Origin of the sequence: Ruminococcus flavefaciens AE3010 (assembly GCF_000526795.1) — a bacterium.
Lineage (GTDB): Bacteria > Bacillota > Clostridia > Oscillospirales > Ruminococcaceae > Ruminococcus > Ruminococcus flavefaciens_D.
On sequence record NZ_JAGT01000001.1, the window covers coordinates 1,518,031 to 1,537,667 of the forward strand.

Annotated in this window: 18 protein-coding genes; 10 read left to right on the forward strand and 8 right to left on the reverse strand. The window is 39.9% G+C overall.

What is annotated here, in order from left to right; translation table 11 throughout:
• Positions 1-323: 323 nt before the first annotated feature.
• A complete protein-coding gene (locus N774_RS0106470) occupies positions 324-941 on the reverse strand; it encodes a hypothetical protein (RefSeq protein WP_207640549.1) in 618 nt (205 codons plus the stop codon).
• A gap of 95 nt (positions 942-1,036) precedes the next feature.
• Between N774_RS0106470 and N774_RS0106475 the strand changes: the two genes are divergently transcribed.
• From N774_RS0106475 to N774_RS0106485, 3 genes are all read left to right on the forward strand, one after another.
• Positions 1,037-1,249, forward strand: coding sequence for a hypothetical protein (locus tag N774_RS0106475; protein WP_024860461.1), 213 nt, complete (start codon positions 1,037-1,039; stop codon positions 1,247-1,249).
• Between the two features lie 238 nt (positions 1,250-1,487).
• Positions 1,488-2,021 carry a hypothetical protein gene (locus N774_RS0106480; protein ID WP_024860462.1) on the forward strand — a complete coding sequence of 178 codons (534 nt, stop codon included), beginning with the start codon at positions 1,488-1,490 and terminating at the stop codon, positions 2,019-2,021.
• Between the two features lie 142 nt (positions 2,022-2,163).
• Positions 2,164-3,336, forward strand: coding sequence for a site-specific integrase (locus tag N774_RS0106485; protein ID WP_024860463.1), 1,173 nt, complete (start codon positions 2,164-2,166; stop codon positions 3,334-3,336).
• Between the two features lie 340 nt (positions 3,337-3,676).
• On the opposite strand, the gene N774_RS19760 is transcribed toward N774_RS0106485, so the two are convergent.
• The 4 genes from N774_RS19760 to N774_RS0106500 form a co-directional block, all read right to left on the reverse strand.
• Complete coding sequence (locus N774_RS19760; RefSeq protein WP_242836572.1) at positions 3,677-3,967, reverse strand: tyrosine-type recombinase/integrase; 291 nt, start codon at positions 3,965-3,967, stop codon at positions 3,677-3,679.
• Complete coding sequence (locus N774_RS0106490) at positions 3,880-4,914, reverse strand: tyrosine-type recombinase/integrase (protein WP_024860464.1); 1,035 nt, start codon at positions 4,912-4,914, stop codon at positions 3,880-3,882. Before N774_RS0106490 ends, N774_RS19760 begins: the two co-directional genes overlap by 88 nt.
• Positions 4,915-5,120: 206 nt before the next feature.
• Entirely contained in the window at positions 5,121-6,188 is a 1,068-nt protein-coding gene (locus N774_RS0106495; RefSeq protein ID WP_024860465.1) for a hypothetical protein, read from the reverse strand.
• 12 nt (positions 6,189-6,200) lie between these two features.
• On the reverse strand, positions 6,201-6,767 hold the full coding sequence (locus tag N774_RS0106500; RefSeq protein ID WP_024860466.1) for a sigma-70 family RNA polymerase sigma factor: 567 nt from the start codon (positions 6,765-6,767) through the stop codon (positions 6,201-6,203).
• Between the two features lie 427 nt (positions 6,768-7,194).
• Between N774_RS0106500 and N774_RS0106505 the strand changes: the two genes are divergently transcribed.
• From N774_RS0106505 to N774_RS17040, 7 genes are all read left to right on the forward strand, one after another.
• A complete protein-coding gene (locus tag N774_RS0106505; protein ID WP_024860467.1) occupies positions 7,195-10,386 on the forward strand; it encodes a VWA domain-containing protein in 3,192 nt (1,063 codons plus the stop codon).
• 207 nt (positions 10,387-10,593) lie between these two features.
• Complete coding sequence (locus N774_RS0106510) at positions 10,594-10,860, forward strand: hypothetical protein (RefSeq protein WP_155250369.1); 267 nt, start codon at positions 10,594-10,596, stop codon at positions 10,858-10,860.
• A 436-nt stretch (positions 10,861-11,296) separates the two neighbouring features.
• On the forward strand, positions 11,297-13,831 hold the full coding sequence (locus N774_RS0106515) for a response regulator (RefSeq protein WP_024860469.1): 2,535 nt from the start codon (positions 11,297-11,299) through the stop codon (positions 13,829-13,831).
• Positions 13,828-15,117, forward strand: a complete 1,290-nt coding sequence (locus N774_RS0106520) for an ABC transporter substrate-binding protein (protein ID WP_024860470.1) — start codon at positions 13,828-13,830, stop codon at positions 15,115-15,117. The genes N774_RS0106515 and N774_RS0106520 overlap by 4 nt, the downstream gene beginning before the upstream one ends.
• A gap of 14 nt (positions 15,118-15,131) precedes the next feature.
• A complete protein-coding gene (locus tag N774_RS0106525) occupies positions 15,132-16,847 on the forward strand; it encodes a putative bifunctional diguanylate cyclase/phosphodiesterase (protein WP_051463384.1) in 1,716 nt (571 codons plus the stop codon).
• Positions 16,841-17,200, forward strand: coding sequence for an Hpt domain-containing protein (locus N774_RS0106530; RefSeq protein WP_024860472.1), 360 nt, complete (start codon positions 16,841-16,843; stop codon positions 17,198-17,200). The genes N774_RS0106525 and N774_RS0106530 overlap by 7 nt, the downstream gene beginning before the upstream one ends.
• Before the next feature lie 239 nt (positions 17,201-17,439).
• On the forward strand, positions 17,440-17,946 hold the full coding sequence (locus N774_RS17040; RefSeq protein WP_155250370.1) for a hypothetical protein: 507 nt from the start codon (positions 17,440-17,442) through the stop codon (positions 17,944-17,946).
• Here the strand turns inward: N774_RS17040 and N774_RS0106540 are convergent.
• The 3 genes from N774_RS0106540 to N774_RS0106550 form a co-directional block, all read right to left on the reverse strand.
• Positions 17,943-18,161 carry a hypothetical protein gene (locus N774_RS0106540; RefSeq protein WP_024860474.1) on the reverse strand — a complete coding sequence of 73 codons (219 nt, stop codon included), beginning with the start codon at positions 18,159-18,161 and terminating at the stop codon, positions 17,943-17,945. The genes N774_RS17040 and N774_RS0106540 overlap by 4 nt on opposite strands.
• Positions 18,162-18,431: 270 nt before the next feature.
• Positions 18,432-19,136 carry a hypothetical protein gene (locus N774_RS0106545; protein ID WP_024860475.1) on the reverse strand — a complete coding sequence of 235 codons (705 nt, stop codon included), beginning with the start codon at positions 19,134-19,136 and terminating at the stop codon, positions 18,432-18,434.
• 17 nt (positions 19,137-19,153) lie between these two features.
• Positions 19,154-19,615, reverse strand: coding sequence for a hypothetical protein (locus N774_RS0106550; protein ID WP_155250371.1), 462 nt, complete (start codon positions 19,613-19,615; stop codon positions 19,154-19,156).
• Positions 19,616-19,637: the final 22 nt, after the last annotated feature.

Below are 19,637 nucleotides of genomic sequence, written 5' to 3' on the forward strand. Positions count from 1 at the left end.
GTACATTTTGTAGTATTAAAAGCACACTGTACTTATAGTTTCTGTATATACTGTAATTTATGTACCGCGAAGTATTTTTGGTAGTACCAATCGTAATGTAAATTTACACAATTGGTTTGATTTAAACGGGATCAAATTCTGACCGTATCGGTGCGGGCTTAACAGCACAGAGATAATGAAAGTGATATAAGTGGTAAGAAAAGATTTTTTTGCATGCATTTTGAAATCCATAAATAAAAAAAGGACGGCTTTACGCCGTCCTCAATGATCATTTATTCTTCATATAAGCAGTGTTTCAGGAGCATTATCTTATCATAACTATATCATTTGGTCCTGCCTATCAGCTTTTCAACTTCTTTTGCAAATTCTTCTGGCTTTCGGTCGGATATGTCATGACTTGCAGGGATGTTCACTTCTTCGCAGTTGCCGAAACTCTTGCAGTATTCACTTATTTTTCTCCTGTGTTCTTTATGCTGTTCACTTTGAGTTTCTTCAAAACGCTCCTGTGCAAGTTCTTCATCGACCTCACCGTAGGTGAACATCAGATAATCTCTTACATATTCAAGTGTTTCATAATCGTTCGTTATGTACACCTTCGGGATATCGTTTGCCTGTATGGAATCCCATGCTGTTCTCATATTGATGTTATAGTTCTTTACTTCTCCGAAATTCGGAACGGACGCCTTTTTGAACGCTAAAGCATCTTTTGCATATTCACCGTAATAATTTTCATCTTCTTTTGCAAACAAAGCATGCATTGCTGTTGTCCAGCCTGTCTTGTTGGCGAAAGCGCCGATCGCGACAAATCCGTTTCGCATTAATTTCGGAATTCCTTCTTCGGGCATTTCCTCCTCCGCCGAGTTGATGCTGTTACAGAATATAACTCCTGATACTTCTTCGGGATATTTGTTCTCCCAGTATGTCACATAAGGACCGCTCATTGAATTCGGCATGAGTATATACGGGGCTTCGACGCCTGCATTTTTCAGTGCGGTAATTAGACATGGGATAACAGCGAAATGGATTTCTCTGATTATTGAGCGCTAAACAGACTGTAAAGCTCAACAAGTATAAAAACGGCAAGCTTATTCAAGAGGGAAAAGAAACATTATTACAAAAAGATAATAATTTAGAATATCAAACATTCACCTATGAGGAGTTAGATCCAGGAGAAAAGATAGTTGCAGTAATATACATTCGTGATATATGGAAATCAATACTTGAAAAAAAAAAAAAATCAACAATTTAAAATTAGCTACCGATGCTTTAACTGATTTTTCAACACTTGCAGGTTGTTGTACAGATAATCCATATGTACTTCTTTTAGGTTGTGTATCAGCATTTTATGGTGCAATGCTTGACAGTATCGTTGTTGGACATATTTCACGTCATGTAGATGTTGCAAAACTATACTGTATTCAGCAAAGCTCAGCAGAGCTGACAGCAGCGTAACTATCACTATCAAGGATAAGGACAGGAAGTTCCTGTTGGAGCTGCTTGAAATGCAGAGCAAGTCCGAACAGCTCGACGATCAGAGCCAGCGTATCAAAAATCAGCTCATGTATAAGGAGCTAAAGGAAACAGCTGCACAAAACAACGAAAAGCTCCAGTATCTTGTCATAACAGCGGAACAGAAGAAGATACTGGAGGATAACTGTATAAAATTCGCTTATTTTGATAAGGGTGATAGGTTCAATGTCGCTTTTCTCCCTGAAAAGGCAGAGCTGATAAAAAAGCTTATTTATCCGTCAAAAGACAAGCAGATTGACGAGACTCCGCAGAAGAAAAATGCTTGGATATACGCTAAGCTCAAAAAGAATGCTGCACTAAGCGGAAAAAAGCTGCGCTATAAGGCGAAACTGACAAAGGCACAGCTTGACACACTGATTAACTCAGACATTTTATTCGCCTATTTCACCAATAAAGAGGACAAAAGCTTGTACAATATCGCCTATGAAAGTAAAGATGAGGATAAGATCAGAGAAGTGCTTACAGAACTCAATAATTACAAGGCTTTATAGTTTTTTCCTCTCCGAGTGCAGCGAAAGATACTAAAAACAATAACACGCCCCATAAAGACACACTAACTTACTTGACATATATATCATATTACGGTAAGATTATATATGTACAAGGGTATGTCATAAATATAGGAGGTATTTTATGGCAACCATAAAGAAACGCGGCGACAGCTACCTTATAAGGGTAAGCTGCGGCTACGATATTAACGGTAAACACATGGAGCAGTCCATGACCTGGAAATCCGAAAAAGGAATGACACCAAAGCAAATAAAGAAAGAGGTAGAAAGACAGGCAACTTTATTTGAAGAAGCCTGCAACTACGGCTACAAAACTTCTGCAATTAAGTTTCAGGAGCTTGCGGAGGAATGGTTTGAAGAATATGCAAATCTTAATCTCCGCCACACCACATTATATCGAATGAGAAATATCACTCATCGTGTATATCCCCTGCTCGGTCATCTCCGCATTGATAAAATCACAGTTCGTCACATTCAAGGCTTTATAAATTCACTTGCCAAAGAAGGAGCCAATATAAATACAGGAAAACCTCTTTCACGAAAAACGATCATACACCACCTCACGTTTATCTCAGATGTATTTAGTTATGCCATACGCTCAGGACTGGTTTCTGACAACCCGTGCAGTAAGGTAATAATCCCTAAAGGCGAGTCCAAAAAGAAAGAGATATATTCTCAGGAAGAAATGATGAAACTTCTTTCGCTCATGCAGGATCAGCCGTTGAAATACCGGGTTTTCTTCTTTCTCCTTGCTTACAGCGGCTTCCGACGCGCAGAAATGCTTGGCTTGGAATGGAAAGATGTTGATTTTAATAATTGCACGATAAGTGTCCGCAGAACTGCAAACTATGTCTCAGGCGTAGGTACTTATACGGATACTACCAAAACAAGACGTTCACAGCGTACTCTGAAGATAGCTGTTCAGATCATTGAAATGCTTCGTGATCTCCAAGATGAGCAAGCAGACGAAGCCCTGAGACTTGGTGACAAATGGGTAGATACCGACCGTATCTTCACGAGGTGGAACGGTGAGACAATGGGAAGCCATACTACGTATAAATGGCTGCGCGATCTCTGCGACGCAAATGAGCTGCCGTTTTATGGAATACATTCATTCCGACACTTTGCTGCTTCATCTATGATCTCAGCAGGGATCGACGTTACAACTGTTTCGGGGGCATTAGGACATTGTAATTCAGCTACAACTTTGAATATTTATTCCCATGTATTCCAGACAGCACAGGCAAGAGTTTCTGAAGCAATGGACTGTGTTTTTGGCTTTCTTCAAAAGGGCTGATTATCGGCTTTTTCTGCTGCTAAAATGAGCAGTAGCGGACAAATAGCGGACAAAGCCATTTTTCGTCTAAAAGTAAAAGCGAGGAAACGGCTATTTTAAGCCATTTCCTCGTCATTAAATCTGGTGGACCATAGGGGACTTGAACCCCTTACCCCCACACTGCCAGAGACTCATGTTATCTTTTATCAATAATTATATTCTTAGATATTTGCCAATATTACGTGAAATGCATCACAAATCTTCTCATAATCATTTGTTTCGTTTTATAGTTTTTTATATCATTCTTTACACTTTCTTTACACTTTTTAGCATCGACATTAATCTATATTTCGTATAATTCTTATGATATTTCTTCATTGATTTCCTCAAATTGGTGTGTGTTATCTTTAATGTCATCCTTTTTTTCTATTTTCGTTATAAGCATTTCTTGTAATACATTAGCGGCGACTTCATCTGCTTCTGAAAGGCAATGCAAATATTGATTGGTTACTCTCAAGTCGGCGTGACCTAATCGCCCAGATACCTGTTTGATATTTACACCGCCTAATAATTGAAGTGTAGCTGATGTGTGGCGCAGAGCGTGAAATTTACGATGTTTAAGTCCATGACGTTTAAGAAATCCCGAAACCAATGTGATGGCGTTGCAGGGTGCATAATTGAACCGTTCCATGTTGTAAACAGCCATTCGTCACCTTCCCAAGCAGTACCGAGTCTCAGACGTTCCCGCTCCTTTTCTGCCTTTAATTGGCGTATAAGATCTATGGTGTATTCATCTATTTTAACTGTTCGAACATCGTTATCCTTTGGCGGCTTTGTTGTTATCGGTTCGCCTTTAAGCTTATAAGCGGCTCTTTCAATAGTGATTCTGTTATTGATAAAAACAACGTCACTGAATTTCAAAGCAGTCAGTTCTCCTTCACGTGCTCCACTCATTATTGCAAGATAAACAATAGCTTTATACTGTAAAGGTTCATCTTCCAAACATGATAACATTTCGATAGCTTCCTGTTTTGTGAATATCTCCACTTTCGGAGTTATCACCTTTGGCATTGTAAGCCTTTCAGCGTTAGCAGGATTGGTCTGAATTAATCCGAGTTTGACAGCTTGATGTAATACCGATTGCAGTACAGCAAGCTTACGCTTTATAGTGGACGGTGACGGCTTTGTATTACTGTTATTCTGAATATACTTTATGAATTGCTGTACATGAGCAGGCTTAATGTCTACGAGCTTTATATGACCTAATAACGGTAAGATAAGATTACTACAGATTTTCGTATATGTTTCATATGTACGAGGAGCAAGAATATCTTTTTTCACATCAAGATACATTGGAATAAAGTCAGAAAGTTTTAAATTTCTCTGAGAACCAACAACTCCATTCTTTACTTCATCTTCAAACTGTATGGCTATTCTTTCAACTTCTTTTGCTGCTTGCTTTTCAGTCATATCTGTAGGAACTTTCCATGTCTTACTCTTAAGACGTTGTCCTCCGTTTCCATTATAGCCATCCGAAGCCCAAATTCGATAACTGATTACTTTTCCAGCTTTATTTTTATTTGCTTTAATATGAGCCATAAGCTTATCACTCCATAATACAATGAAAATATGGATTCCTTTATAAATATTATAAGCTTTTTATACTACATTGTCAACGATTTTTAGAGGATAACTAACATACTTTAATTTTACAAAAAAAGCTGTTCTTTGCGAACAGCTTCTTTATTTTTAATATTTATGATTTTTCAGTAAGCTCATATGCCGCTTATTTCACAGCTATAGGATCAGTTTACAACTGCTGAAGTACTTGGATAGTCATAATCAATATCCTTCTGCTCTATTCTCCAATCCTGAGCAGCTTCATCGAATGCTATTTTAAACGTTACTTCACCGTGCGTTTCATCGTACATTCCATTTGCGTTGTTATTAAACTTTCTTTTAAGCGTGAAGGAGTTTTCTGTCACATCAGTTACCTCTGTCTGATCGTCTGACCAGTGATTACCTAAAATATAATCCTTATGGAAACATTTCTGATATAATTCACCCTCATACTCGATATATGTATATGCATGATCTATTTTTCCGTCAGCAGGAAGAGTATCTGCTGTAAATGAAGGCCCGAATAATGCATTGTTATTTGTGTATTCAGCATTGACAGAATAGAACGGATCATAATTCTCGCCGTAATAAGTATTGTACAGCTTCTTTACCCCGTCCATGGTTTTCTCTGTAAGTCTTTCATCAGTAGTCTTACAATATTCCAGCTCTGCATCAGATGTCAGCGTGTCATAATGCATAGTGCAGTTAAGCTTTAAACTGTCAGTACCTTCAAAATCCCCCCTTATACGTGCAGTAACATCAAAGAAGCACTCATAATCCCAATAATTATCTGTAAGCTTATGTGCAATCCCCTCAGGAGTTGACTCATCTATTGCTGTAGTTGTCTCGGCAGCTGCTGTAGTTGTGGTAACAGTTGTTGTCACATCAGATGTAGTAGTGACCTCTGTCACGGAAGATGTTGTAGTCGTATCTGTCACAGATGATGAGCCCGGAACTGACTTATTCATTTTGTGGAGCAGATAGCTTTCTCCGCCGATACCGCCTGCGATTATAGCGAAAGCTGCTGCCATGCCTGCAAACTTTATCCATCTTGGACGATTGTAATTCTCTACGCCCTTTACACTGTTCTTATTTGGCTCATCAGCATTGCTTGTTATATTCATTTTCTCTTTAGTCATATTAAACATCCTCTCTCTTGCTGAAGCTGACAGGGACGGATATTCCTTCGCAACTCTGTCTGCAGTTTCAAGGTCAATGTCGAATTCATTGAACATTTCTTCTTTAGTCTTCATACATATCCCTCCTTAATAATTTATGCCGACTTCACAAAGCATCTTTTTCAGCTTTTGCCTTGCGCGGACGCTTCGTTTCTGTACAGCGGCTGCTGTCATTGAAATTGCTTTTCCTATTTCAGCTACCGTCATATTGTAGTAGTACTGTTTTATTATTATCGTTGTGTCAGGTTCGCCTAATTCTTTTATTTTATTGAATAAGATGTAATTACGCTCTGACATCTCAGAAGATTCGATTATATTTTCTCCCGACGATATTTCTCTGAGCACTTCATCATCAGCAGATATGGTTCTGTCAGCTCTTACAGTAAGCTTTCTGTACATATCTATTGCCTTGCGTTTAGCGATAACTCCTATAAATCCTTTTAGGTCGCCTTCACGCTCACCAATATAATTTACCTTTTTGAATACCTCAGTAAAAACGTCACTCACACATTCCTCTATATCTTCCGCAGTACCGCAGCTTTTGAGTTTAGTTGCAGCTATAACATATACATAATTACAGTATTCATCGAAAACTGCTCTCATGCACTCTTCCGGTGATCGTTCCATGTGTTTCTTGAACTCCTGATCCGTCATATGTGTTCCTCCTATTCTGTTCAGCGATCGCTTTCATTATATACACTCGTACTTGTGACATCGGGTAGGACATTTTTTCCAAAAAATATTTTATCACATTTTTAAAAAGGGTTCAATGCTTTGCTACAGCAATAAAAAGCCACTTCTGCCAATTTTTTTTGGTAAGGCGTATGTCGTCGGTTCAAGTCCGATCATCAGCTCCACGCAAATAGTGGTAAATAGGCGTTTCTTCTATATGAGAAAACGCTTATTTATTTAACTGAATGCAAAAGTGTCATTAATCTGTCATTGTTACTATAAGAAGTCACGAGAAGATGTCACAGAATACAGCAACAATCGACTTGACAAATCGTTTATCACAAACATAAAATAGTATTGCAAGAGTTTGGAAATGCTTGTACAAAATAATGATATATAGGAGAAAAAAATGAACAAAAAAATAGGACTAATTGCGGTAATCGTTATAGCATTTATGCTTACGCTCAATATCCCGATTACTGCTTTCGCAGCATCAAACGCTGTTTCAGACGGGATTGAAACTGATCTCATGTCTAATAAGGAAGTCTTTTCCAACACAGACGATATGAAGTTTACTTTTAGTGCCAAGAATACAAATACATATGATATTAACGGTGCAAGTGTAAAACTTACTATTCCTGAGGGGCTAAAGCTTAAATCAGGTGAACTGACTTCAGGAAACATTACTCTGAAGTCAGGTGAACAGTTCAAAAAGGAAATAACTCTTGTAAAAAATGGCCCTACGGCTTTACAAAAGGTAAATAGTCCCAAGACTGGTGATGACAGCCATATCTCAACGATTCTGTTTATTATGCTCGCTCTCGGAGCAGGTTCTTTTCTGCTCAGGAAGAACAGAAAGGCTTCAAGAACTATCCTGAGTTTTATGATATGTGCAGGCTTCATTACTTCAGTATCACCACTCAATGCATTTTCGGCTGATAAGACAACTATAAGCATAGATAAGACAATAAAGGTATCCGGTAATGCTTATACAGTAAAAGCTGAAATGAGCTTTACAGTTCCTGAAACAGATACAGCTGCTTCATACACAGTATCATTTGCTGTAAACGGCGGCAGCGAGATAGCAGATCAAACAGTAGCGGCAGGCAACTTTGCGGTACAGCCAAAGACACCTGTTAGAGATGGCTTCTCATTTGCTGGCTGGTATGCTGACCAATCACTCTCGCAGATCTATGATTTTGACACACCTGTTAACGCTGATACAACAATATATGCCATGTGGACAAATGAAATAGATAAGAATGGCAACAGTCTGCCGGACTGTCTTGAGAGTAACGATCAGACAATGGACACCGATAATGACGGTATTACTGATTATCAGGAGATCATGTTCCTTAATACTGATACGAGAAAGAAGGATACAGACGGTAACGGAGTCTTAGATAAAGACGAGGACTCAGATAACGATGGAATAATCAATATAAACGAGTTCAAAATCGGAACAAATCCCCTAAAGTTTGATACTGATGAGGACGATCTTACCGACAGTGAAGAAAAAGCTATCGGAACTGATCCGCTAAATGAAGATACCGACGGTGACGGCGCTTCTGATGGTTGGGAAAAGACTAATGGCTTTGATCCGCTTAATGCTGATCAGTCATTTGTTATAAAAAAGACTGATGGCGCTATGAGCATAGAGCTTGAATGCGAGGGCAAGTATGCTGCTGAATTTGAAGCAGAGCAGATCAGCAATGTTTTTCTGAATGATACAATTCCTGGCTACACATCACCTGCATACGACTTTACTCTAGATGGTAACCCGTTTATCAGCGCTAAACTCAGCTTCACCTTTGATGAAGCTCTCACAGATGATGATAAATTTGAGCCTGTAATCTATTACTTCAACGAGGAAACACAGGAACTCGAAGCACTTGAAACTACTGTTTCAGGCAATACAGCTACTGCTCAGCTGAGCCATTTCTCAAAATACATTCTCCTCAACCGCATTGCGTTTGAAAAAGCCTGGCAATATCAGATCAAGCCACGCGAAATGAACTATAACCCTGATGCCTCACTTGATATAGTATTCGTTGTTGATTACTCAATGAGTATGGAGTGGAACGATCCGAATATGCTCTTCCGTGATGTTTGTAAATCATTCGTTGAAAAACTTCGCACTGACAAAGATAAAGCGGGAGTAGTTAAATTCATTAAACAGGCAGACGTTGTTTGCAGTCTTACAAGTGACAAAAACAAAGTAACAGACGCTATTGACTCTATTAAATATGATTTTGGCTTTACTTCTAAATCAGGAACTAACGGTTCAGACGGACTTTATGAAGCTATAAGACTATTCTCAAAATCTACCGCAAAATACAAATATATCGTATTTTTAACCGACGGAGAAGATACCAAGATAAGCTATCCATATGATGAACTGATTAAAACCGCGAATGTTTCAGGAATATCAATATATACCATAGGCATGGGTGATGTAACAGAATCTGTACTTAGACAGGTAGCTTCAGAAACAGGCGGAAAATATTTCTATGCAACAGCAGGTGCTAAAAAAGATGATATTCCTGATCTTGATGATGTTTTTCATGAAGTAGAGTCTGAAACTATTGATTATACCTCAGATATTAATAACGATGGCATCTCTGATTACTACACAAAGACGATGTGTGAAGGTAAGCTCAGAACAGATTCAGGAACTCGCGTATTCGATAATAAAACATACGATGAAATACAAAACGGCGGCGATGATTTCGATGGTGATAAGTTAAAGAACGGTGATGAAATCTCAATTGAGACAAAAGATGGAAAAACTACTGTTAAACTGAAATCAAGTCCAGTAGATCCTGATACAGATAATGACGGAATACCTGATAACGAAGATAGTGCACCTTTTGATTTTGGATTATATGGTGGTGTAGTAGGTTATCTGACTGTCGCCAGTGCTGATGGTCAACATGAATATATCACTGATTTTGGACATTCATGGTTGTTATTCAAAAGTGCTGTAAATACAGAAATGAATCTTTCAGGTATTGATACTATATACAAAAATTTGAAAATTAATAGAAACGAGGTAATAAGCATTGGTTCATCGGCAGAAGATTTAATACTAAGCTTTAAACCAAATCGAGCCGATCTTATTTTTGCACTTGACCCATATATATATATAATAAAAGAAGTTATTCATCTATTATATCAAAATACAATAGAATCATATGCTGGAGAAATCCATATCAATTGGGAGTTTAGTGATGACGGTTATTTAAGTAAAGCTACACCATGGGGAACATCCTATGGTTACAAAAAACCAATAACCAAAAAACAATTAGATAAAATCATAGAGTATTGGAACAAGAATAATTACTATAACGTTTATACACATAACTGTGCAAGTATAGCTTCTGAAGGGTGGAATAGAATCTTTTTTGATGATAAAGTAATCTCAGATGTATTTAGTGATCCATTTGTATCTATTGATTTGATTTTTGATACAGATATAGGTATAGATGTTATAGATATGCCTATAGTACTAAAGAATTCTATTTCTGAAAAGAACAATTATATTTCGGATTTTGATACTGTTATGCTGAATTCTAAGGATCAACAATGCAAAACATCTTAATAATCGCCTCTGCTGACATGCAAATTGCTTTTTGATTTTTCTTTAATTGTAATAAAAGTGTGATGATACATAATTCATTTCTACAATTAGTACATAATAATAATTAAGGCGACTATCAGCATAAGATAGCCGCCTATGTTCTTTATTTATTCTGCCACGCTTTTATTCTGTCACGATAAAATGCAATTTGCTGTTTTGGGGTACAACTTGAACACTCTTACTAAGGTGCTGTGCAGAAGCCACAATGAAGCTGAGTCTATTTATAAAGCTGTTACAACATGGTTGGCAAAAGTTCTTAAACTAGAGGTAAATCCACAGAAGTCTAAGATAACAAATCTTAAAAGACACTATTCTGAATTTCTCGGGTTTAAGATAAAGGCCGTCAAGAAATCAGATGTATATCTGAATAAAAACAATAAGGCTCTCACAGTTTCGGCTGTGAGAGCTTTTTGTTATAATGAAGACCGCAAATAAATCTGCGGTCTTTTCAGATTAATATGAATTACGCTTAATCTAGGTTCTTTGTAAGTGTAAGAAGAATATAGTTATTCGGAACTTGGTGCTCCTGTTATTGGATTATCCGATGAGTATAAAGCAATTGAAGTATCATTATTTAGAGCGTTTTTATCTTGTCACATTATACAACAGACATATTCTAAGATTGTACAAATATACAAAAAACGAAAATATGTGCATTGTTAACAAAATATATTTGAATCAATTCAAACATTATGATATTATTTCTATATAAGATAAAACTATTCCATTATATAATTATCAATATTATGTTCTTTGCCGTATCTGGTAAGAAACTTATGTTGACTGTCATTATCGTTTATCAGAAATAAGCCTCCGAAACAACTTTTACTAAGAGGCATGGAAGTAAGATTATTTAGGAGCGGAATACGTTATGAAAAAAACTATGGTCATTATTGTTAACGTGTTCATTATGATTGCTATGCTGATCTTTGTGGTTCTGTATTCCAATACTCAGAGCCAAAACACAGCGCAAAGACAGATAGAACATTTTGAAAATACCACGATCGCGATGGAACGTGTCACTGAGAATTATCTTGAAGGCGAACAACGCATCTGCGATGTGTGGGCACGCTATATCAACAGCAGGAACATGACAATTGACGAAGCCGTTTCCTTCATCCGGATCTCTCATGTGCTTCCTAACGCTTCTGCCCATATTGTGTTTCTTGATTCGCTGTCCGGGCTCTCTTCAAAAGCAAGGCAGGACGCCCCTGACGATTACAGCGTTTCTTATGCGCGGGTGTCTCTCCTCGAAGATGTGCGCTGGATCTCTGACATCGGAAGCTCCATTAATATCTCCCGTGCATATACGAATCCGGTCAACGGCGAACAATCTCTGGCGTTCTGCAATCTTATAACCCTTTACGATCCGGATACCGATGTTCCCAAAGACGCCATATTGCTGCGTGTACTGCCAATATCAGAATTGGAGCAGAAATGGATCTTTCCTCAGGAAGAGTATGAAAATGCAGAGCTTTCCATGATTGATGCGGACGGCAATTATATCATCAAGGATCATTCTTTCAAAAATTCCAATTTCTTTGAGTTTTACAGGTCTTACAATTCCGGTGATACTGCTGCACAGGAGATATTTGAAAAAATCACTTCTTCAACCGGTTCATTTTCTATGTATAATTCCCGCGGCGAGAAATGTATCCTCGCTTATACTCCGATCGCTTCAAAAGCGGAATGGGTGCTTCTCAGCTTTATGCCGATGAATGAGCTGAACGTCAACACTGAAAACTGGATGCTGGTCGGAATTGTTTCAGTCGGTCTTCTGATCCTGTTCGTGTTTGATCTGACAGTTATGCTTTACTTCAATCAGAAACTTCATGCAGCAGCAAGAGAAGCGGCATTTGCGAACCAAGCAAAGACAGATTTTCTCTCAACGATGTCACATGATATCCGCACGCCGATGAACGCGATCATCGGTCTGACAACGATCGCAAAAAAGAATCTCGACGATACGGAATCAGTCCGTGAGAATCTGCAAAAGATCACGCTGGCGAGCAATCATTTGCTCACTCTGATCAATGATATCCTTGATATTTCCAAGGTCGAGAGCGGAAAACTGATCCTCAGCCCGCAAACCTTCTCTATCGTCGAGGCAGTGGAAAATCTTGTGAACATTTCTCAGCCGATGATCAAGGAAAAGAACATCGAGTTTCACTTCCGCATCAGTCGGATGGAAAAAGAATATCTCTACGCCGATCAGCTTCGGCTGAATCAGATATATATCAACATCCTTTCCAACGCCATCAAATACACAGAACCCGGCGGTCATGTCAGCGTGGATATGCGCGAGGATGAAAGCAAGAAACCCGGATGTGTGCAGCTGACCTATATCGTATCCGATTCCGGCATCGGAATGAGTCCGGAGTATATGGCAAATATGTATCAGCCGTTTTCGCGCCAGACAGACAGTCGTGTAAACAGCATTCAAGGAACCGGACTCGGACTTGCCATCACAAAGCAAATGGTAGATCTTATGAACGGCACGATCAACTGCCAGAGCGAACCCGGAAAAGGAACGACATTTACCGTGATACTTGATATTCCAATTGCGGAACGACAAAGAGAAGATATGGTGCTTGAGCCGATGGATGTCCTGATCGTGGATGATGATCCGATACTGCTGGAAACCGCAGCCGATACGCTTAAATCACTCGGAGTGACTGCCGACTGTGCGGAAAGTGCGTCCAAAGCTCTCGAAATGATTTCGCATCGGCACGAAACTGAACAGGATTACAGCATTGTGATACTCGACTGGAAAATGCCTGATATCGACGGCATCGAAATGACGCGCCGCATTCGTTCGACGGTTTCGCCGGACATCCCAATCCTGTTGATTTCCGCTTATGACAGAACAGATATTGAGGGTGCTGCGAAGAAAGCCGGCGCAAACGCATTCATCAGCAAGCCTCTGTTTCGCTCCACGCTTTACGATACAATCAACGATGTTCTCGGCACAGGTGCAAAATCCGCTGAGCCTGAGAATGACTATTCTGATTTGCATGGAATGAACATCCTGATCGCAGAGGATTTTGATGTCAACTGGGAAGTCATTTCAGCCCTCCTGGAAATGTATGGGATCAATACAGAACGTGCTGAAAACGGACGTATCTGCGTCGAAAAAATCAAATCTGCAGCAGAAGGAAGTTATGATCTTATCTTTATGGATATACAAATGCCGGAGATGAACGGGCTCGATGCCACTAAAAATATCCGCGCGCTGGATGATCCGTGGGCATCATCCATTCCTATCATCGCTATGACAGCGGATGCGTTTTCCGAAAACGTCACCGAATGTCTGAACTCCGGTATGAACGGACATATCTCAAAACCAGTAGACATTAAACTCGTAATCAAAGAGATTCGCAGAATTAAGGAGGAAAAAAAGGTATGAAAAAGCTATCCTGCATGATTTCAGCTATAATCATAGCTGTATCCCTGACGGCATGCGGCAGCAAAACGGATGAAAAATCCGCCGCCGGATTTGCTCCGCATCTCGATACAAATACCAGCTGCAGCATCACAGTAGCGGGAAGCTATGATAACTTTGAAGCATTGGAAGCGGAGTTTGACCGCTTCAACGAAGTATATCCGAATGTACGACTCAGTTATGTGAAACTGGATGACTATAACAATACGATATCGATGGCACTGCAAGGAAATGACCCGCCCAACATTTTCTTCTCCAATGCCGGGATGAAAGGAAACACAAAATACGATCAGATGTTTGCACTTGCGGAGGATCTTTCTGACCCTGAGCTGTCGCTGAATCTCGACTGCATTCGCTCCGGTCTGATCAACCATGATAAAGATGACCAAGTGGTGATGATACCTGTTTTTTCCAGAACTTATGGTATGCTGGTGAACAACGATCTGTTCAAAAAAGAAGGTCTCAGCGTCCCGTCAACATGGACAGAGCTGCTGACGGTGTGCGAAGCATTCCACAGCAAAGGTTACACCAGTCCCATGATGGGTTACAGTCTCAAGTCCTCCGGCTGTTTTATGAACACGGTCGCTTATCCTGCCTTTGCAGCCACACTTGCATCGAACCCGGAAGCCCTTGAACTTGCCAATGCATTAGATCCTGCGGCAGGAGAATATATGCGTCCGGCACTGAACACAGTAGAACAGCTGATACGAAACGGATGTATTGATCTCAATGCGTGTGATGAAATTGAAGACAACTACACCCAGGTGATCCTGCGTTTTTTTGAAGGCGATGTACCGATGATGATCTGTACCGGGGATACTGTATCCGGCACGAAGAAACGAGAAAGCCAGTCGAAAGCGTTCACCAATGAGCCTTTTGAATATACATTTTCGCCGATACCTTTGACAGATGATGGCGGATACTTTATTGACAGTCCATCCATCGAGTTCTCTGTCAACAAGAACTGTGATCATCCGGATATGACAAATGAATTTATGAGATTTCTGATCACAAAAGAAGAGCTGAATAATATGGCATCCCTGAAGCGTCTGATGACGCCTGCCACGGATCTGTCCTTTGATTCGGTTTACGCTCCTTTCGGCCAGGTACCATCCGATCGCATTATTTCACCGGAAATGCTCGGGATCACGGATCCGCTCACGGTCCAGATGCGTGTCGCGTCATTTCAGGTCGGAAAAGGCGAGCTTACTATAGATGAAGCCGCCGCAATGTATGGAAGTTTTGAATAGGAAGGAGCATAGTTATGAATGCTAAAAATGCTTTCAGTATATCTGAAGAAAGAAGACGTATTTTACTTGTTGAGGACGATTATGTAAATCAGGAAACGCTGAAGGCGACGCTTGGTGATGTTTATGAAATCGTAATCGCTGAAACCGGAGAGGAAGCGCTGGAAACCATTCAAGATCAGTATGAAACGCTCAGTATCATTCTGCTCGATCTCAATCTTCCCGGCATTCAGGGTATCGATGTCCTTAGCAGGATAAAAAAAGATCCCCAATATTCCCGTCTTCCCGTCATTGTGATGACATCGGACAACGAGGCGGAGGTTGAATGTCTGAAACTTGGAGCAATAGATTTTATACCGAAGCCATATCCTGCTTCTAAAGTGATCCTTGCCCGCATACTTCGAACAATAGAGCTGTCTGAGGATCGGGAGACCATCCGCCTGACAGAAAGAGATCAGCTGACGGGACTTTATAACAAGGAATTTTTCTACCATTATGCCGCACAATTAGACCTGTATCATAAAGACACGCCGACGGATGCAATCGTGTTTGACGTCAATCATTTTCATACATACAACGACCGTTACGGAAAAGCCAGCGGAGACGAGCTTCTGATAAAAATCGCAAACAATGCAATGTCATATCTGGATGAGATTGGCGGCATCGTTTGCCGAAGCGTAGCAGATACCTTTATGATGTACTGCATACACACAGACAATTACGAAGAACTGCTCGCACGTCTGTCTGCCTGTCTCGACGAGGACAGTATAAGCGGAAACCGTGTGCGTCTCAGAATGGGCGTTTACGTCAATGCTGATAAAAATGTTGACATAGAACGCAGATTTGACCGCGCAAAAATGGCGGCAGATACCGCCCGTGATCATCTGAATGCTCCGATCGGCTTCTTTGATCATTCAATGCGTGAAGCTGAGATCCTTGAAGAACAGCTGATCGACGGTTTTCACACAGCACTCCGTGAAAAGCAGTTTGTCGTATACTATCAGCCAAAATTCGATGTAAAACAGGACGTTCCGGTTTTAAGCAGCGCGGAAGCACTGGTACGCTGGAAACATCCGACGCTTGGACTGGTTAGTCCCGGTGTGTTTATTCCTCTGTTTGAGAAAAACGGACTGATCCAGGAGCTTGATAACTACGTCTGGTCGCAGGTCGCATCACAGATCAAAGACTGGAAGGAAAACTTGAATATTACCCTGCCTGTCTCGGTAAACGTATCCCGTATCAATCTGTACGACCCGAAACTGACAGACAAGCTCCTGAATATCACTGAAATGAACGGACTGACCACTGAAAACCTTTTACTTGAAATTACCGAATCGGCATATACGGAAAAAACCGATCAAATCATTACAACAGTCAAAAATCTGCGAAAGCTTGGTTTTTACATCGAAATGGATGATTTTGGCTGCGGTTATTCTTCTTTGAGTATGCTGATCGATATGCCGATAGATGCTCTTAAGCTGGATATACAGTTCATACGCAGTGCATTCAAAGAGCAGAAGGATACCAGACTCCTCGAAACAATGATCGGGCTTGCAAAATCCTTTGAAGTACCGACGATCGCCGAGGGCGTGGAAACAGCTGAGCAGTATGCCGAGCTGAAAGCTATGGGCTGCAATATTATCCAGGGCTATTATTTCTCCCGTCCGCTTCCAAAAGAAGAATTTGAAAAATTGATCATCAATGAACTGAAAAAGGAGGAACACGTATGCTAACTGTTGAAAGACTTCAGGAATATGGCGCGGATACGAAAACAGGTCTGTCGCGCTGCGCCGGTAACGAAGCTCTGTATCTTCGTCTCGTGGGTATAATCGTTCAGGAGCTTTCCTCAGATGCACTCGGAGAAGCGCTTGAAGCTGGTGATTTCGACAAAGCCTACTATATTGCGCATAAACTGAAAGGAGGCGTGAATAATTTGGCGCTCACGCCGATTGCCGAGCCGTTGTGTGAGCTGACTGAATTGCTTCGGAATAAAACGCCAGGAGATTATAAGACACTTTACGTCAAGATTACCTGCAAAACAAATGAGCTTAGTATTATGATAGATCCAAAACTTATAAAAAAATGATATCGAGAGTCCCCGTGAGGGTAATGTCATTAAGCTAAGGAAAAGTAAAATAATCACAGGAATCAAAAAGAACCTGTGATTATTTTTTTATGTATAATGTAAATTTTTGCAAAAAGGTATTGACAAATAGCCAAAAATGTGAGGCGCAGCTAATCAGATATACACATCTGATTGGAGGTTTTACCGTGCAAAAATACTGTAATATCGTCAAAAACAAGCTTAATACTCTTATCAGCAACATGGAGAAAAATAACTCTGATTTCGTAGTTGATCCTAAGAGAGATTTTGTTCGTAAAAGTGAGCTGTCTTTCTCAAAAACATTGAGATTCATTCTCGGAATGGGCAGCCAGACACTTGGCAAGGAGCTTGTAGAATTCTATGATTATGATTCAAAAATGGTATCTGTGTCTGCTATCGTTCAGAGAAGAGCTAAAATACTTCCTGCTGCTTTTCAGTATCTGTTCCATAAATTCAATGAAGCATTTTCTCAGAACAGTTTCTTTCACGGCTACAGGCTTTATGCTGTGGACGGTTCTGATATACATATTCCTACTGATCCTGATGATAAGGATACTTTTTATCGTGCAAATAATGATGTAAAAGGCTATAACCTCATGCATCTGAATGCTTTGTATTCCCTTCAACTACAGACTATCATAATTCTTCGATTATGTCAATCTTTTTTCAGGCAGATCTCGGATCTGTCTTTTCGTCATGCATTTTTTGCGAATGTAATATCTACTTAATCATCTGTGGTCTGATACGTAACGTCGTTAACTCTCAAAACGATGTTTCCATCTCTTTTGAGCCTAAAATTTAACCTACAGTTATTAAGCTGTTTAACCTGCTGAAGAAGTTCTCTAACCTTGTCGAGAGAAACAGTTTGGCTGTATTCGGCACATACATCATCGTCGATAGTTGTTGAAGCAGAAACATCTCTCTTCCTTAAAAGCAACATCATAAATAGTTCCTCCAATAATATAATATACAAGCACACCTTTATATCCAGGTTAGATATTTGAACGTGAAATTGCAAGTCCAAAGTTTAAGCTTGTAATATTCTTCGCTCTTAATATGCTCTGCTAATATATAAGGTTTGTTTGTACATTTTCTTATTGTTGAAAACTTTTTCTTATGTTGAAAACTTTTTTCAATACAAGGCAATCCTTGAATTTATATGTATAGTATGAAAGAATATATGAAACATCAACGGCATTAATATCACCGTGACTTATTCTTTTTCCGCCCCTTCTAATGCATTCATCATCGCCTGATTCGGCATAACGAACTTGTCGCCCTTTTTCCACCAGTATTTTTCAATTGCAATTGTAGCAATAACAGCAAGAACATAGCCACTTAGATGGATTATTACTGATGTTATCAGGGGAAGACCCAGCATTGCCTGCAATACAGCTTGTAATCGCGATGCTATCTTTAATATAATCGGGAACAACATAAAAGCCACATATGAGATTATTTGAATCAATGCTATAAACGGTACATCTTTTTTGCCATGGGATCCGCAAATAATAATCAACAGTACACTGCTTACCGTGTTAAATACCAGCAAATCAGCGAGTCCTACCGTCCCAAGATTGATATATGCTGACACCGCTAGCACTGCGTTATATAATACATTCAGGACTATGGCAACGAAAACCGGGCCGAATACAAATAGTTCCTTTGCACAATTACATGAACTGTAAAACTTGTTCTGCTTTATCTTTGTATTTGCATAGATGACCATGCAGACTATTCCGACATTTCCCATCTGAATCGCTTCCAGCATAGATATGTAGTCCTTGCTTCCGACAGCGTCGGGGGCAACAATAAAAGCTATCGACATTCCGATCATCATAAACAACCCGAAGCCGATGATAAATGGGTTTGCTGCTGCTTTTATGTATAGCTTTAATGCGCTTGAGATCTTGCTCATTTCCAAATCTCCTTTTTTTATTTCCAATGATTTTTTTTGTAGTCGTTGAGCATAATTTTCTGAGAAATGATTATAAGCAGAATTGATACCGCTGCCACTGCAAGTGCTATGCCGATATTTCCGTCAAAAACGCTTGTCAATATCACGCCGAACAGTCCTGCCGCAAAAACAACGAACGGTGACAGAAATCCCCTAACAGCAGGATTTTTGATGAGCCCCATGAAATTCACAAGTACGACACTGATCAGAAGAAATGCACCGATATATACAACATCACCGATTCCGTTTGTGAGTTTGATGATTCCAAAAATATCTGTCAGTGCGCCGAAGATCATGACAGAGATGAGTGCTGAGATACGGACTATGAGAGAAGCATTCTTCATTTTACGGTACGTATCAAAACCGCCGTTGACTGAACGAAAATACTTTCCACCGGGATTATGTTTGTCATAATTCATCAGTCCTGTTATCATAAGCATGATACCAGCATCTATCGTAAGA